Annotated in this window: 15 protein-coding genes; 10 read left to right on the top strand and 5 right to left on the bottom strand. The window is 40.7% G+C overall.

The window, feature by feature from the left end:
* Positions 1–59: 59 nt before the first annotated feature.
* From EHQ64_RS12970 to EHQ64_RS12980, 3 genes are all read left to right on the top strand, one after another.
* Positions 60–398: an STAS domain-containing protein gene (locus EHQ64_RS12970; RefSeq protein ID WP_010514772.1), complete on the top strand. Its 339-nt coding sequence runs from the start codon at positions 60–62 to the stop codon at positions 396–398.
* A complete protein-coding gene (rdgB, locus tag EHQ64_RS12975) occupies positions 395–982 on the top strand; it encodes an RdgB/HAM1 family non-canonical purine NTP pyrophosphatase (protein ID WP_135649894.1) in 588 nt (195 codons plus the stop codon). The genes EHQ64_RS12970 and rdgB overlap by 4 nt, the downstream gene beginning before the upstream one ends.
* A gap of 118 nt (positions 983–1,100) precedes the next feature.
* Positions 1,101–1,679, top strand: a complete 579-nt coding sequence (locus tag EHQ64_RS12980) for an LA_3696 family protein (protein WP_135649895.1) — start codon at positions 1,101–1,103, stop codon at positions 1,677–1,679.
* Between the two features lie 6 nt (positions 1,680–1,685).
* Here EHQ64_RS12980 and EHQ64_RS12985 read toward each other — a convergent pair whose 3' ends face one another.
* On the bottom strand, positions 1,686–3,329 hold the full coding sequence (locus EHQ64_RS12985) for an ATP-binding cassette domain-containing protein (RefSeq protein ID WP_135649896.1): 1,644 nt from the start codon (positions 3,327–3,329) through the stop codon (positions 1,686–1,688).
* 191 nt (positions 3,330–3,520) lie between these two features.
* Positions 3,521–4,207 (bottom strand): OmpA/MotB family protein, encoded by a 687-nt coding sequence (locus tag EHQ64_RS12990; RefSeq protein WP_246048751.1) that lies wholly within the window; start codon positions 4,205–4,207, stop codon positions 3,521–3,523.
* 151 nt (positions 4,208–4,358) lie between these two features.
* On the opposite strand from EHQ64_RS12990, the gene EHQ64_RS12995 reads away from it, so the two are divergent.
* The 4 genes from EHQ64_RS12995 to EHQ64_RS13010 all read left to right on the top strand — a co-directional run bounded on the left by EHQ64_RS12995 (position 4,359) and on the right by EHQ64_RS13010 (position 8,275).
* Positions 4,359–5,048, top strand: a complete 690-nt coding sequence (locus tag EHQ64_RS12995; RefSeq protein ID WP_135649898.1) for a hypothetical protein — start codon at positions 4,359–4,361, stop codon at positions 5,046–5,048.
* Positions 5,049–5,274: 226 nt separating this feature from the next.
* On the top strand, positions 5,275–5,868 hold the full coding sequence (locus EHQ64_RS13000) for a TetR/AcrR family transcriptional regulator (RefSeq protein ID WP_135649899.1): 594 nt from the start codon (positions 5,275–5,277) through the stop codon (positions 5,866–5,868).
* Positions 5,869–5,936: 68 nt separating this feature from the next.
* The gene (ccrA, locus tag EHQ64_RS13005) at positions 5,937–7,184 is read left to right on the top strand and encodes a crotonyl-CoA carboxylase/reductase (RefSeq protein ID WP_135649900.1); all 1,248 of its coding nucleotides are present in this window, start codon (positions 5,937–5,939) and stop codon (positions 7,182–7,184) included.
* A 77-nt stretch (positions 7,185–7,261) separates the two neighbouring features.
* The gene (locus EHQ64_RS13010; RefSeq protein ID WP_135649901.1) at positions 7,262–8,275 is read left to right on the top strand and encodes a zinc-dependent alcohol dehydrogenase family protein; all 1,014 of its coding nucleotides are present in this window, start codon (positions 7,262–7,264) and stop codon (positions 8,273–8,275) included.
* A gap of 23 nt (positions 8,276–8,298) precedes the next feature.
* Here EHQ64_RS13010 and EHQ64_RS13015 read toward each other — a convergent pair whose 3' ends face one another.
* Positions 8,299–10,095 carry an N-acyl-D-amino-acid deacylase family protein gene (locus EHQ64_RS13015; protein WP_135649902.1) on the bottom strand — a complete coding sequence of 599 codons (1,797 nt, stop codon included), beginning with the start codon at positions 10,093–10,095 and terminating at the stop codon, positions 8,299–8,301.
* Between the two features lie 933 nt (positions 10,096–11,028).
* Here EHQ64_RS13015 and EHQ64_RS13020 point away from each other — a divergent pair.
* Both EHQ64_RS13020 and EHQ64_RS13025 read left to right on the top strand, forming a co-directional pair.
* Positions 11,029–11,952 (top strand): esterase/lipase family protein, encoded by a 924-nt coding sequence (locus tag EHQ64_RS13020; RefSeq protein WP_135649903.1) that lies wholly within the window; start codon positions 11,029–11,031, stop codon positions 11,950–11,952.
* Between the two features lie 122 nt (positions 11,953–12,074).
* Positions 12,075–13,112: a 2-dehydropantoate 2-reductase gene (locus EHQ64_RS13025; RefSeq protein WP_135649904.1), complete on the top strand. Its 1,038-nt coding sequence runs from the start codon at positions 12,075–12,077 to the stop codon at positions 13,110–13,112.
* A 4-nt stretch (positions 13,113–13,116) separates the two neighbouring features.
* Here EHQ64_RS13025 and EHQ64_RS13030 read toward each other — a convergent pair whose 3' ends face one another.
* The gene (locus EHQ64_RS13030; protein WP_135649905.1) at positions 13,117–13,731 is read right to left on the bottom strand and encodes a DUF2062 domain-containing protein; all 615 of its coding nucleotides are present in this window, start codon (positions 13,729–13,731) and stop codon (positions 13,117–13,119) included.
* A 13-nt stretch (positions 13,732–13,744) separates the two neighbouring features.
* A complete protein-coding gene (locus EHQ64_RS13035; protein WP_246048752.1) occupies positions 13,745–14,608 on the bottom strand; it encodes a tetratricopeptide repeat protein in 864 nt (287 codons plus the stop codon).
* A 279-nt stretch (positions 14,609–14,887) separates the two neighbouring features.
* On the opposite strand from EHQ64_RS13035, the gene EHQ64_RS13040 reads away from it, so the two are divergent.
* Entirely contained in the window at positions 14,888–16,972 is a 2,085-nt protein-coding gene (locus EHQ64_RS13040; RefSeq protein ID WP_135649906.1) for a SpoIIE family protein phosphatase, read from the top strand.
* Positions 16,973–16,974 lie beyond the last annotated feature (2 nt).

The following is a 16,974-nucleotide window of genomic DNA, read 5'->3' on the forward strand; positions in this document are numbered from 1 at the left end:
AACGGCGTTTTTTGCTTGCTATTAAAAAATCGAATATGCAAACAAGGTTCGTTACCCACATGGAAATAACGGTTCAAGGCGACATCCACATCATCAAAATTTCCGGATCCATTCTGCAATCCGACAGCGAGGAACTGGACCGCAACCTGAGCGACCATAATTTCGAACCCTCCCCTAAGATCATTATCGATCTTACAGAGGTAAGTCATATTTGCTCGACTGCGTTGGGGATCTTAGTCTCCTACAAAAAGAAATTCAACTCCGCAGAAGGAGATATCATCATCGTTGTAAACGACGACGATCTCCTCCAACTTTTCGAAATCACAATGTTGGATAAAGTGTTCAAAGTTCTTCCTACTATCGAAGACGCTTTTGACGAATTCAAATTGGGAAATTGAAATCCCTTATAATCGCTTCCAACAACTCCCATAAAGTTCGCGAAATTCGAGCCATCCTTTCTCCTTTAGGGTTCACACTGTCGACCCCGAAGGAGTTAGGAATTGAATTCGGTCCGGAGGAAACCGGGAAAACTTTTGCGGAAAATTCTCTTCTTAAATCCAGGGAATTATTCTATCTTTCTAAACTTCCTGCTCTTGCGGACGATTCCGGAATTTGTGTAGATGCTCTGGGCGGAGCTCCCGGGGTCTACTCGGCGAGATTCGGAGGAGAAGGTCTGGATGACGAAGGAAGAGCAAGGCTTCTTCTGGAAAAAATGAAGGGTGAATCCGATCGAAATGCCAAATACGTTTGTGTCATGTCCCTTGTTACTCCAGACGGAGAATATACATTCGAAGGAGAATGTAAGGGCCTGATCTCGGACCATTACGAAACAAGTGGGAACGGATTCGGATACGATCCTATTTTTTATTATCCTCCCTTCTCTGCTCATTTTTCTCAAGTGACAGATGAGAAAAAGAATTCAGTTTCTCATCGCAAGTTTGCATTAGATCAGCTTGTAGAATTCCTAAAAAAGCATTCATAAAACTGAATATACATTCAGAACGAAAATTCCGCGTTTTTCTCCCAAAAAACGTAAGCAAAAATCTACTTTCCCGACACGTAACCATTAAGGAGTTGATCGAAACTTCCCGGAGGTTACAATGAAATTACCTATGAACAAAAGATTCCCGAGAGAATTAGAGGAAATTTTAGGCGCAGAAGCGAGTGACGCGTTCTTGGATTTTTTACATAAGAATTGGGAATCAGGAGGCAAAATGCTTTTGGAAGAGTCTCAAAGAAGATTCGAAAAACTTCTCTCGGACGAAATTGGTAAAATAAGAGAAGAGCTCTCCGACTTCAAAAATTCCGTTATCCATACTTTTGCAAGCGCAAGAAATGAGATCGCTTCCATTAGAAAACAAATCTACGATCTGGAAACAAGGATAACGAAGCTTGAGACAAGCTCAAAAGAAATGAGTGCTCAAATTGAAAAAACCCAACGGGAGATCAAAGAATTAAGAATGGACTTCGAAGTATTCAAATCAGATATCAGAGCCGAACTAAAACATGAGATCGGAACTCTTCGAACCGAAATGCAATTCGGGTTCTTAAATATTTACAAAGAATTATTAAAGATCCAAGAAACGATCTCTAATCAAACGAAATGGATCCTGGCGACCGCTCTTGCGATCCCGGTATTCCTTCCTATTATTTCCAAACTAATAGATAAATACTTTTAGATCTGATTAGTTTTCAGTTAAGACCGGGCCGCCGGCAAGACGTTTATAGAATTCTTGACCTTCTCTTTCTAAGAAGTCTTCGTATGTTCCTTTAAAGTCTCGAATTCCTTCTGTAGTCACTTCTAGAATTCGAGTAGCAATCGAACTTATGAACTCTCTATCGTGAGAAACAAAAAGTATCGTTCCCTCGAATTTAGTTAAGGCATAGTTTAAGGATTCGATAGATTCCAAATCCAAGTGGTTCGTAGGTTCGTCCAAGGCCAAAAGATTGTCTTGGGCCATGATCATTTTACACAGAATGATCCTAGACTTCTCTCCTCCGGAAAGAACCTGGGTGGGTTTTTTAGCCATATCGCCGCTAAATAACATTCTTCCCAGAACTGCACGAATTTCTTCCATCTCAGTGCCTGGAGGAGCATATCTATATAACCATTCTATAATAGAATCTGCATCTTCTCCGATCCCTTCTCTATGGTCCTGAGGAAATACGGAAGGTTCCACCGAATCTCCAAATGCAACAGAACCGGAATCGGAATTAATCTGTTTCATCAAAGTTTTTAATAAGGTAGTTTTTCCTACACCGTTCGTTCCGATGATCGCGATCTTCTCACCCTTAGTGATATTGATCGTAAAATCCTTATAGATCACTCGATCTTCATAGGCTTTAGAAATATTATCTGCAATGATCACATCTTTTCCCAAAACACGTTTCATCTTGAATACTATATATGGGAATAATCTGGAAGAAGGTCTGATCTCAGTCATATTATCTTTGATCTTTTCGATCATTTTCTGACGAGAAGTCGCCTGTTTGGATTTTGCGGCGTTGGCACTGAATCTACTTACGAACTCTTGCAATTCTGCAATTTTTTCTTTTGATCTTTTATTGTCCGACTGAGCTCTTTCTCTAGCTGCTTGAGAAGCCTCCATGTACTCGTCGTAGTTACCTGGATACACAGTCATAGTCTGATAATCCAAGTCACAGATATGAGAAGCGACCGAGTTAATAAAGTGACGGTCGTGGGAGATTACAATAACTACTCCCTTATAATTCAGTAGGAAAGATTCCAACCAGTTGATCGTCTTGATATCCAAGTGGTTGGTAGGTTCGTCCAAAAGAAGAACATCAGGTTTTTGGAATAGAACCTGTGCGAGTAAAACCCTAAGTTTAAAACCGCCGGTCAAAAAAGAAAGAGTCTGGCCATGGATGTTCGTAGGAATTCCTAAACCTTCCAATAACTCGCCTGCGGTACTTTCCGCCTCATACCCCCCCATCTCTCCGAACGCTTCTTCTAATTCGGAAACTCGGATCCCGTCCTCATCGGACATTTCAGGTTTGGAATAAATTTCGTCCCTTTCTTTGGCGATCGTCCAAAGTTCCTTATTCCCCATCATTACAGTGTTGATCACTGTCTCGTTTTCGTATTCGTAATGATCCTGTTTTAAGTAACCGACTTTAACACCTACGTCGATCGCCACAGAACCGGCCGCTGCCTGTTCCATTCCAGCAAGGATCTTCATAAAAGTAGATTTACCCGATCCGTTTGCACCGATCAGACCGTATCTGCAGTTCTCCTTAAACTTTACAGTAACGTTTTCGAAGAGAATTTTTTTGCCAAAATTCAAAGAGAGACCCGAAACGCTGATCATACAACCTACCTAAACACCGAAGGAATTTTAAAAAAGAGGGGATAAGTCATAGTTTCGAAAAGGCGTAAATCCGCCAAGCGAAACCTACTGGCAATTTAAAAGGAAAGGATACGAAACATAAGCCCGATCGATGAGGATCGGGCAAGTATATTCAAAAGAAAGAATTCAAATCATATGAATAAGTTAAAAACTTACTCACTAAGTTTTCTGATCTCTTCAATCCCGGGAAGATTGGTTAGGTCCGGAACGATCACGATCTCAATCCTTCTATTGGCGGTCCTATTCTCCACACTATCGTTCGGAACGGAAGGGCGAGAAGATCCCATAGAAGCGGCGCTGATCCTATCTTCCGGCATTCCGGATTTGACCATCGTATGTAGAACGGTCAATGCTCGCGCAGAAGCAAGCTCCCAGTTGGAAAAACCTTTGATCCCAGTAGGAACATCATCCGTATGGCCTTCTACTTGGAATCTTCTTCCTGGCAATGAAGAGAGGATCCCTGTCACTTCTTTGATCGCATCTATCCCTTTGGAAGAAAGTGTAGAAGACCCTGGAGGGAATAGAATATCGGAAGAAAGTATTACGACCATTCTACCGTCTACGATCCTGATCTTCAGCTTTCCGGAGTCGATCATACTTTTGAAACTCGCAAGTAAGTTCCGGTAATCCGCAATCCTCTTCTCTGATTCTTCCTGGATCCTTTTCATGTCGTCGACAGATCTTTGGAGAGAAGATTTATCATTCTCTAAAGAAGAAAGATCTTTAGATTTCTGATCATAAAGTGCCTGTAAGGCATCATACTTGGCTTGGGTGACACAATTCTGTAAAAACGAAAAAGTAATAAAAGTTACTACAAGAAAACCTAAAGTCGTTCTCATAATTCCTCCGAGTTTGTTCTCAGAATGGGGCTGCATACTAATAACTATCGTTTTTTTTGGAGTTTTCGGTAGAGTTTCTCCGTTATTTTCTGAATTATTTTCGAAAAAATCTGGCGAGAATGTCTTATCCGAGTTAGTCTGTTAGTTAATCATGCAATCCTTTCTATTAGAACTTCGTCGTGTAGGATTCTTTCCCGCAATTTTACTTTTATTTTTATTTAGCCAGTCCGGCTCGTATGCTCAGCCAGGACCGACAACTCCAAATACTTCTAAAGAATCCATCGCAGGTGGAGTTCCTACATTCAAAAAACTCGTTGAGGATGTAAAAGTTTCCTTAAAAGACAGAGGTTACATTGTAGATCGGAGATCCCAATTCAGCGGCTCGGTTTTCAAAGGAAATACAGTATCTTTTAAACTTCAGTTTCCGGAAGGAAAGGACAGAAAGATCGTACGGAAATTAGGGGTCGGTCTCGCTCATGAAAATCCAGACCAATCCGTAATGGTACATATCTTTCAATCGGATAGTGAAGACAGAAAATTATCTCCTTTGTTCACAGGATTCGTAGAGCCGACTTTCGTTTATGAGTGGGAAGCAAGGTTTGGTGAGAACCATTTCTTAGTAGAGATCAGATTGGACGAATCAGAGTCTAACGTTGCAAACTTCGAACTTCTATTCGGTAGTCAATTATATACTCCTTCAGCTGCATTCGGAAGAGAAGAAAAGGATCAAAACCTGAATCAGCCAGGCTCACCTGGGAAAAAACAACCGGGGGCAGAAGGAAGACTTCCTGGTACTAGCGAACTCAATAACTACTTCGAAGTTTTTAAGAAAGAGTTCTGAGACCTTAAAAGCTGATATAGATCAATTGAATCCAAGTCTAGTGCGGAATGGTGTAATTAAACATTCCCAATAAGTTAATGAATTGCGGAATTCTGGCGTTTGTTATATCTTCGCATAAAGTGATTAATTCTATCCCTTAGGATAGCCTTCCGACGATTTTCTGGATCTTCGATCTTAAGACATAAATACTAATTCGTCGGATCTATTCTAAAAGAGGTTTGGATCGGTGAAAAAGAAGGACGGTAGCCCAGTCTACCCCACAAATGGAGTTTTCAGAAATTCTAGAGAAAGAATTTTAGAAGGAGCTGCGATTGCTTTTGCCCGCAAGGGTTTTCATGGAACCTCCTTAAGAGAGATCAGCAGAGAATGCGGGTTGGAACAGCCTAGCATATATCATCATTTTCATTCCAAAGAAAATTTATTCAGAAAGGCTTTGGTTGCAACTCACCTTATGATCTTGAACGATATCAGAAGTAGAGTCGTGAAAGATAGAGGTTTAAGAGAAGAGGTTGTCTCCGTATTCAGAGCGATCTCGGATATCGCTAGGCAATTTCCTGATAGAGCTAAACTTCCGTTCAGTTTAGTATATTCTGCACCTGAAAACTTAGTTCAAGAATATACGAACCATTACGGGGCCCAATATAGGAAGTTATTGGATGCGGCAGTAGACAGGAACCCTCCTGCAAAAAATGCAGAGCTTAAACTTTCGCTTCTCGTAGATTTATTACATAGTTTGATACTATCTATCTCCTCAGAGCGGTTTTTCGAAGATCGGGTCAGAGGTTTGGAAGATAGGATCGATCATATCCTACTGAATTAGGTAGAAAGAGCCGATTTAAGACCCTTTTTTTTCTCGTAAGCCTCGGTCGGTTAGGTTTTCTGGTCCCCATGAGCGCACCTGAAATCGTACCAATTGGCCAACTCCCTCCGTTAGGGGTTGTCCCTAAAAAAATGCATGCACAGGTCATCCGACCAGAGCGTTTTGGAGACCCGATCAAATCTATTCAACCTGAAGAGATAGATGTCCCTGAAATCGCTCCAGACGAAGTGCTGGTTGCAGTGATGGCAGCCGGAATTAATTATAATAACGTATGGGCCGGACTCGGATTTCCAGTCGATGTGATCGGCGCTAGGAATAAAAAAGGCGAACCTGAAAAATTCCATATCGGTGGTTCAGACGCTTCCGGGATCGTATACAAAGTAGGTTCCGAAGTTACGAACGTAAAAGTAGGAGACGAGGTAGTTCTCCACTGTGGGATCTGGGGCAAAAACGATCCTTGGATCAAAGCGGGCAACGATCCTATGTTTGCACCTTCTCAATTGATTTGGGCATATGAAACGAACTGGGGATCTTTTGCTCAGTTCTGTAAAGTGCAAGACCACCAATGTCTTCCTAAACCAAAACATCTTTCTTGGGAAGAAGCTGCAGCTTATATGCTCGTTGGAGCAACAGCATACAGAATGCTTCATCACTGGAAACCGAACGATGTAAAACCTGGAGACGTGGTTTTAATCTGGGGAGGAGCCGGCGGACTCGGGGCAATGGCGATCCAGATCGTAAAGGCAGCAGGTGGAATCCCGATCGCTGTTGTATCTTCCGACGATAAGATCGAATTCTGTAAGAATCTTGGCGCTGCAGGAGTTATTAACAGAAATAACTTCAAACATTGGGGCGCACTTACTTCGGATATCAATAAGCCTGAAGTATTTGTAGAATGGACTAAACAAGCCAGAGAATTCGGAAAGGCTATTTGGGACATCGCAGGAAAAGGAAACAATCCTAAGATCGTATTCGAACATCCAGGTGAAACAACCATCCCTACTTCAGTATTCGTTTGCGAGACAGGCGGAATGGTAGTTATCTGCGCGGGAACCACAGGATATAACGCAACTGTAGACTTAAGATATCTATGGATGCGCCAAAAACGCCTGCAAGGTTCTCACTTCGCAAACGATGAAAACGCAGCCGGTCTGAACCAACTAGTAATCGACAAAAAGGTGGATCCTGCTCTCTCTCATACATATAAGTTTGAAGAGACTGCACAGGCTCACCAGTTGATGAAAGAAAACAAACACCCTTCAGGGAACATGAGTATCTTAGTCGGAGCGGATAAGCTCGGATTAGGTAGAAAATAACCTGAAACAAAAAGGGCTTGGGATTAAAACCCGAGCCCTTCTCATTTAACTCCATTCAAAAATCTTAAAATACAATCATGAAAGCCGTACAACTCTCCTCCTTCGGAAAAGAAAATCTCTCCTTAATCGATTTACCTGATCCTGGAAAACCTGGCCCGGGAGAAGTTTTGGTTCGTTTCAAAGCGGCTTCCTTAAATTTCAGAGACTACTTAGTGGTCCAAGGAAAATATAACCCGAAATTCCCTGTCCCAATGGTTCCTTGCAGCGACGGAGCGGGAGAAATAGTAGAAGTAGGAGAAGGGGTTTCCGGCTTTAAGTCCGGCGATAAAGTAAATGCAACATTCGCTCCGTATTGGCTATCAGGCCCCGCGAATAAACAACAACTCAGAACCACTCTAGGTGGACCTTTAGACGGGACTCTGAGACAGTATGCGATCCTCCCAGCAACCGGAGTAGTTCCGATGCCTTCTCATTTAAGCTTTGAAGAAGCGGCTACTCTTCCTTGTGCTGCTCTAACCGCCTGGTCTTCTTTTTTCGTGGAAAACAAACTACAAAAAGGAGAATCCGTCGTAGTGCAAGGAACCGGCGGAGTTTCCTTGTTCGCATTACAATTTTCTAAAGCAGTCGGAGCAACAGTATATCTGACATCTTCTTCTGATGAAAAACTGGAAAGAGGGAAAGCCTTAGGCGCAGATCATCTAATCAATTATAAAAACATAATATCTTGGGGAGAAAAGATCCGAGAACTTACAGGTGGAGAAGGAGCGGATCATATCGTAGAAGTCGGCGGGGCTGGAACCTTAGAACAATCCATAAAAGCGGTAAAACTTTTCGGCACGATCCATTTGATCGGAATTTTAGCCGGAGCAATCAAAGATCTGAATCTTCTACCTTTGGTAATGAATCAAATCAAAGTACAAGGGATTGTGGTAGGCCATAAAGAAGGTTTCCTTGCTATGAACAAAGCAATAGAAGAATGGAAATTGAAGCCTGTAGTGGATAAAGTTTTCGAACTTTCTGAATTTAAAGATGCTTTAGAGTATCTGAAAGACGGAAAACATTTCGGAAAGATCGTTGTTCGAATTCCTTAATATTTTCCGCCTCTCCTTTTAAGTTAAGCTACAGACGCAGGCACTCGTTTGGATTCTTTTCTGGAAGTATAAAGATAATCTTTTTCTTTATAGGCCATAAATCTTCCAAAACCTGTTTCATTACCGATCTCAGGTAAAACTTTTCCTTTTTCGACAGCGACCTTACCGTTAATTAAGACTGCACGAATTGCATCTTCATTCCTACGGACTAAACGAACCATTCCGCCGAATTCTTCCATAGGAACTTCTTGGATAGTTTCCACCTTTTCATCCAATCCTTTAGGGTTCAAAAGAACAATATCAGCCTGTGCTCCGACTTTTAATTTGCCTGCATCTAATCCGAACCAATCCGCAATCTCTCCAGTCACTCTCCATACAGCCTTCTCAGTGGAGAGAAAAGGTTTTCCTTCCAACTCCGCATCCCTGACTAATTTCAGAAAACGTAATGGAAAATTATAATGAGCCATTCCTCTTAAATGAGCTCCCGCATCGGAGAAACCGATCAAAACGTCTGGATGGCTTACGATATATTTTAAAGGTCCCTTTCTATCATTTCCTATTACTGTGTACCAACGGATATCATTTCCATATTCCGCGCAAAGATCCAAGAAAGTCTCCACAACATGCTGTTTTCTTTCTTTTGCTAATTCAGAGAATGATCTTCCGACCAATTTTTGATCCGGACATTCCACGATCTTAGATTGATTAAAGTCCCTATGAAAAACTCTAGGCAAGAACCAATTGGTCCATTGGCGACGGAACCATTTTCTATATCCGTTATCCATTAGTAACTTTCTACGTTCCGCAAGATCCGCCAAATGGATCGCTGCAGTTCCCGCTCCAAATTCCTCGAAAACAACTACATCCACACCGTCAGCATACAGATCGAATACTGCAGGTACTGCCTGTAATCTCACATCTCCTCTGAAAACCGTATTCACAATCCGAGTCAACAATGCGACCACTCTGTAAATAGAACGATTGGATCTTGGATCCATTAAAGAGATAATCGTAGTTTTTAATTTTTTCCTGAAAATCCCTAGGCTTTCTTTAAAGAATAATAATACGTTGTATTTGGTAGAAACATTCGGAACGCCTTGGAAGATCCTACCTTCTCTTCTTACGATCTTATTCAATCTGCTGATCTCAGACCATTTTGCAAATGTAGAAGGAAGAGGTCGGCTTCTAAAACGATTCCCATCCATTTTGTCCCAAGTCAGAGTATTGATAGAAAGGCCGAGATATCCGCAGTCGATCGCTTCTTGCAGAAGTTTCTCCATTTTAAGCATCTCTTCTTCAGTAGGTTTTACGCCGTAGGAAAGAGATCTTTCTAAACCCATCGTATAAGCTCTTATTGCAGAATGACCCAAGAAGGTGGAAACATTCGGTCCAAGGGGAAGCGAATTCAAATGATCCGCGTATTCCTTCATGGAGTTCCAAGTTTTCTTTTTTTGTAATAGAGGAAGGACTTGCTCTCTAGGAATTGCTTCTACCCTACTGAACATATCAGCTAGGTCTTCAGAAGTTCCAATACAAAGGCTCAAAGAACAACTTCCCATCGTAATGGTAGTCACTCCGTGCATCACCGATTCTTTTAATCCTGGAGAAGCTTCCACTTCCGCATCATAATGAGTATGTAAATCTACGAAACCCGGAGTTACCCAAAGACCCTTTGCATCATAAACTTTAACTGCATCTACTGGAATACTTTCAGCAATTGCTGCGATCTTTCCATCCAACACTGCGATATCCCCGATAAAAGATGGATTCCCCTCACCGTCGAATATTCTGCCGTTTTTGATCAGCACATCGTATTTCATCTCGGTTATCTCCTCGACTATTCTATATCTATGAGACTCGATACGAAACTTTATAATTATTCAGCGTCAATCTTTTTCATGTTCTTTGCATATAGATGAACATACGTTTACAAATAACGTGAAACTTATATTAAAACGTTAATTATAAAATAGGATCCTTTTACTCAAAAACTCAATTCGAGTTATATGGAATAAGGTTTGTTAATCTCAAAGAATTTTTCTTCCTTTGAAATATTGCAATGAAAGTAGAATAAACAGTTGTTCAAGTAGAACTAACAATACAAGCCAGGACATCTCTTCAATATTGAAGAGATGTCCTTCTTTTGTTTATTTTTTTTCTAAGCGAAAGGGCTATTATAGAACAAAGATTCTCGCGATTCTAAGGATCCGGGATGCTTTAGAACCTCCTTTTCTTACATTGCTGCTAAGAAAGGCGCTCTCCAAATACCCAGGCTTGCCCCTTCCACTCAGGAGGATAAGGAACCGATCCGCAGAAATTCTCTGCGTTAGTCGTATATTCTTCAGAAACTCAGCCCTTGAGATTCTATCTAATGAGACATAATTTTTTACAAAATAGAACATGATATAATTTCTGATTAGAAATATAGAAAAGAGAAGCTTAAGAACCGGAATTCACGTTAGACATTCTTGAAATTTCTCATTTAGCGGGAACTAGAGTGGATTTCCGAAATCACCACTCAAGGGATTTGCTATTCAAACCGACCGTTAGAAATAAATTTTAGTTTCATATCAAACGTTATATTTAGAGAACTTTTTTCGAACGTTTTATCTTGACAGTTAAAAGCGATGAATTAACGTTCAAAAGCTCGGGTTTGTACCGAGTGATACAGAGAAAAAAGCGAACAAGAACTAAGCGAATCTCAATCTGAGAAACACACAGACATCAAGAGAATAGTGAAGAGGTAAACTCAAATGCGTAAATTAGGACTAGCGGTATTAATCCTATTTATTTGTAGCGGCTCGTTGTTCGCTTCCGGCGGGGGATCTTCCTCCAAGCCTTTGGCAGGATCTTATCCGATCGTTCTTTCCCATGGACTTTTCGGTTGGGGAAAGGATTCTTCTGGAATCATCAGTATCGTTAACTACTGGGGAGGAATGGACACATATCTTCAATCCCAAGGTGCAACGGTATATGCTCCTACAAAAACTGCGGCTCAATCCAATGAAACTCGCGGTGTAGAGCTAAATAATAAAGTTTTAGTATATATTGCAGCAAACGGCTTCAGCAAAGTGCATATCATCGGCCACTCTCAAGGTGGACTAGATAGCCGTTACGCAATTTCCAACCTCGGACTTTCTTCTAAAGTGTCTACTTTGACCACTTTGAACACTCCTCACAGAGGATCCCCAATTGCGGACATCGTAACTACAGTTCTTCCTGATTGGATCAAACCTTTCGTAAGTTCAATCTTAGGAGCAGTAGTTCAGTTAGTTTATGGCGGAGGAAACCAAGACGCTCTTGCAGCATTAGGTTCCTTAACTACAAGCGGAACTGCGGCTTTCAATAACCGTACTCCTAACGCTTCTGCAGTTAAATACTACTCCTACGGATCTTATATCACTATTCCGGACCTGATCCAACACCCTTTAATGGGGATCATTCAACCTGCATGTGTTGCTGGGGGATTGTTTAATGGGCAAGGCGGAACCTGTGATGGTCTCGTTCCTTATTCTTCTCTAACTTGGGGAACTTTCAAAGGTGGACCTGACTACGGTCTTCTTGTAACCGGTGTAGACCATTTACAAGCTTCTAACACTTTGAATTCCGGAAAACCTTGGTATGACGTAGAAGGTTATTTCTTGAAAATGGCTTCTAACGCTAAATCAAACCAATAATTTCGAACAATTTGAAGGAAAAAGCCGGGATTTAAAACCCGGCTTTTTTTATGCCCAAATCCATTCTCGCTCGATCCATTTTATAGTTGGTATTTTCCAATCTTTCCCCATTCTTTCCTGTTATGAGTTTTTCTCCGAAATTTGCAATTTTAGGCTCCGGAAGTATCGGAACATACATTGGGGCACATTTAGTAAAGGCGGGCTATCCCGTCGTTTTTGTAGGAAGAGAAAGATTAAAACAAGAAATACAATTATTCGGATTGGGGATCAGCGACTATACGGGCAGCTCTTTCACACTCGCACCTAACCAAGTCAGATATGTTACGGATATCAAAGAAGCTAAGGATTCCAATATCTTCCTGATCACGGTAAAAAGTAAGGATACTATAGAATTAGGAAAATCGATCCGCTCCCTTTTTTCCCTAGAAGAACTTTCTAAAATTATAGTCGTAAGCTTTCAGAATGGAGTCAGAAATTCCCAAGAACTCGCATCCGTATTACCTGAATTAGGCGATCGAAATATCCCCGGTATGGTTCCATTCAATGTGGTCGCAAAAGGAAAAGGTAAATTCCATAGAGGGACAAGCGGAGAACTAGTACTTCAATCCAACGAGTTTGGAGATAGAATTAATTCTTATCTAAAAGGATCCGGACTACCTTCCATGGTCCATAAAAATATGGAAGGTGTTCTTTGGGGAAAACTTCTATTCAACTTAAATAATAGTTTAAACGCATTGGTTGGCATTCCTTTAAGAGAAGAATTATCTCAAAGAGGATTTAGAAAGATACTTTCAGATATGATCTCAGAAGGGATCGAAATTTTAAAACTCTCCGGGATCAAACCTGCAAGGGCTGGAAAAATGATCCCTTGGCTTGCTCCGATCATTCTTAAATTACCGGATTTTCTTTTTTTCACTGTTGCATCTAGCATGGTAAAGATCGACCCGGAAGCGAGATCCTCTATGTGGGAAGACCTACATCATGGCCGTAAGACTGAAATTTCCTATTTAAACGGAGAGATCCTAAAACTTGCGGATCAGATCGGTCATAAGGCACCGATCAATCGTAAGATCGTTTCCTTGGTGCAAGAAGCTGAGAATGGATCCGGAACTGTAAAATACAGCGCAGAATCTCTCTCCAAAGAACTCGGAATGATCTGATCCTTTAAGTGACTTTTTCGGAAGAAGAGAATAATCCCACGTCTTTGCGGACATGTTTCTCTTCCCATTCGGAAAGACTGATCCCTTCTTCCGAAGCTCTTCTTGCACGATAAGCGTTTAATAAATTATAAGTGACTGGATATCCGATAAGCGCTAACGGAATTCCAAAAACGAAACCTCCGATAAACATAGGAAGTCCCATCTTATCCAAAAGAAAAACGCTCCAATGATAAAACCCGGATAACAGATCCATGGATTCGGATTCTTTCGCAATCGACAATAATGTATCGAAACTGATCTCTTGGAATTGTATCCCCAATACGATGAGCACCTGCTTTCCGATCCAATAAAATAAGGAATAGAAAAATGGAAGAGTGATCGGATTTGTGATCCAGATCATAGCGATTGCGATAGGAAGATAAAAACGGATCCCAATCAAACGGAATATCAGCCAGGTTCCTAAACCTAAATACATCTGTACTCCAATAAGAGGAGTCATAGACCAGATCAATCCAACGGTTGTTCCTAAACAAACTTCGTGGATCGGTGCGTGAGATTCCTGAAAAGGTAAAATTATCTGTTTATGGATGATCCGCCAGATCATTCTTAAAAAATTCATCTAGGTCCCTGTTTTAATTAGAACGGGAAAGTTTGGAATATTGTTCCCAAGATTTAGAGTATTTCTCCATAGCAGGGAATAATTCGAAGGCTTTTTTTGCGGACTCACTTGCTGCTTTCGGATTTTTTTCGAAATCATTTTGTAACTTTGCGAGTAAGTAGTATGTTTCAGCTTTGATGATCAGATCTCTGTATTCGGTCTCAAGTCCCTTCTTCAAAAACTGAACGGAAGAAAGTTTATCTCTATTCAATAAGTTTACGAAACCAAGTCCGTAATATGCAGAACCTTCCGGTTTTACTTGGACAGATTTATTATACCAATCGATAGCTTCCTCTCTTTCGTCTTGAGCAAGAGAAAGATTACCTAAATCGGTTAGGAGCATGGAAGTATATTCCTTATCTCCGGACGCTTGCGCAATTATGAGAGCTTGTTTGTATCTTGTTTCAGATTTTTCATAATTTTGTTTATTCTTTTCTAACTGAGCGATCCCTCTCAGACAATCGATAGAGTTCTTATTCTCTTTTAAACAAAGTTTATATTCTTTTTCGGCGGCCGCGTCTTCCTTACGAAGATAGTAGATCCAACCTCTTAAATAATGCACCTGATCCGTTTTGCCTGTCTTTATCGCCTTATCCTTAGCCTTTTGCACAGATTCAGCCAAATGACCCGAGTCCATTAAATCGCGGATCTCTAAAATAGAAGGCTCATCCTTCTCCCCCGAACATGCGAGAAAGGAAACAAAATGGAATGTAGCAATAGCTAAAACGAGTAAGGTAGAATGTAGTAAGTTCGGGGATCTCATATTAGAATACGTACTATTCTTTTTCATACTGGATCTGATCACCGACAAGGCAACAGGAATTTCCAAGTGATCCACGATAATCTCTAAAATCCTATTTTTTTAAGAAAAAAGGAGGTATTGGACGTATGATTCCTCGTTTTTTTTCCTCTAATAATCTTTGAAGTTCCCCGAATTAGACCTTAGGGCGACTTCTCTCTATAAGCGAAGACCAAATAAACAGCGTAAGGCTAAATATTCCTAAAGTGATTTTGGAAATTATTATTTTCCTAAATTACGAACGAATACTCTTGTTAGTCGGAGAAAGATTGACGAGAAAATATAAACCGATGGAGGATGGTTCTACCTTCCTGCTAAATGCACACGTCTAAATATTTATTTTTTCTATTAGGCCCCATCGGCTTTTTAATTTTCCTTCTTTCCCTCACTCCATGGCATAAGGAAGAAAATTTACGTGCATATCGGGGAGCGATCGATCTTCGAGGGATCCAAAGTGCGAGCTCAGGCCCGGTCGATCTATCCGGAGAATGGGAATTTTTTTGGAGCCAAGAGCCAGGCAAGATCCTAGAATCCTTCCATGGAAATATGACCGTTCCAGGTTCCTGGAATAGAGAAACAGAATTACATTCTTCTTATGAAAGATTCGGATATGCTACTTATAGATTAAAGGTCCTATTACCTGATGTTTGGGTAGGAAAGGTCCTGACTATCGGAATGGGAACGGTTTGGAGTTCCTACAGGATCTATTTGGATGGGGAAATTTTAGGAGAATCCGGTATTCCCGCCACATCCCCAGAACAAATTGTTGCAAGAGTGCAGCCTAGGTCTTTTTCTTTCGTTCCAAGTTCTAGTCAGATAGAGATCACCTTATTCGTTACGAATAATTTTGCTAGACAAGGAGGGATCTCCTCTCCAGTGAAACTGGGTCCTTCAGAAGTTATGTTGTCCACTAGGACCCGCACCATCTTTACTGATATTTTCGCATTTTCAAGTTTAGTCATCATGGGGATCTATCATATATCCCTGTATTTATATTTAAGATCCAGTAAGGCCCCTCTTTATTTCGGATTTATGAGTATGGCAATCGGCTTACGCACTCTCGTAACGAACACCAGACTACTTATGGAATTTTTTCCTACAATCCCGCAGGGCGGAATACAAATGATAGAGCAGATCTCTATGATGTCTGCGACTGCATTATATATTCTATTCTTCTATGAAACGTTTAGTCTGTACGTTTCTAAATTGTACGTTAAAATTTCTCTCGGTATAGTAGCGATCTTTATACTGATCACATTATTCGGGTCATTAGAATTTAATAGCAATAAGATCGCTTACTTTCACCTATTTATAGGACTTACGATCGGTTACGTCTTGTACGTTATATTCGGGATCGATTTCGATAAAGAAAGTAACTCTTCCTACATTCTTTATGGTTCAGGGATACTATTCTTGGGAGTTATGATAGATCTATTCTATACATATGTTCTGAAAGTGTCTTCTCACCAGATCTCTCATATCGCTCTTGTACTTTTCGTATTTCTTCAATCTTTGGTAATCGCTTCGGATAGGTCTTCTAAATATAAAGAAGCGAAACTACTTACTGAAGATCTTCAAACCATGAACTTAGAACTTTTTGAAATGAAAGAAAAGTTAGTTCAAAAGGTAGAAGATAGAACAAGAACCTTAAACGACACTCTTCAACAGATCAATCGAGAGTTAGAGATCGCCCAGAACGTACAAAGAAAGATCCTCACTCCGCCGGAAAGGGAGATCAAAGGCATCCGTTTCGACTATGTATATAAACCTTTGGAAAAAGTGGGCGGGGACTTTTTAGATATTTCAGAGATCAATCCTGGACAAGTCAGAGTTCTATTAGCGGATGCAGTGGGTCACGGTGTTCAGGCCAGTTTGATGACTATGGCCCTCAAAACCGAATACGAAGAATTAAAAAAATTAGACTGCCCTACTCATGTATTGAAAGAATTGAACGGAAGATTCTTACGTAAATTCGATACCTTAGAAAGTATATTTCCTTGTTTCGTAGCGGATATTTATCTAGAACAAAAGGAAGTCTTGTATGCATCTGCAGGACATCCTGATCAAGTGTTACTATCTCCGGATGGTAAATTTGAATTATTGCACAAGACAGGGCCGATCCTTGGATTGTTCGATGACTTGGAAATACAATTCTCTACTTACAAATTCCCCTTAGGAAGTCGTTTATTACTTTTTTCTGATGGTCTTATAGAAAATCGTAGAAAAGAAAATAGATGGAGCACAGTAGAAACGATCGCTGCAAGAGCGGGCACATTATCCGGCGTAAGTCTTCAAAAACTATTAGAAGATCTTGTTGTAATGGAAGAAAAATCCAGAGGCGACGAACAAAGATACGATGATATCACGATCATCGCCATAGAATCCAGAGAGATCTTAAGTTAGCT

Origin of the sequence: Leptospira sarikeiensis, assembly GCF_004769615.1 — a bacterium.
Lineage (GTDB): Bacteria > Spirochaetota > Leptospiria > Leptospirales > Leptospiraceae > Leptospira_B > Leptospira_B sarikeiensis.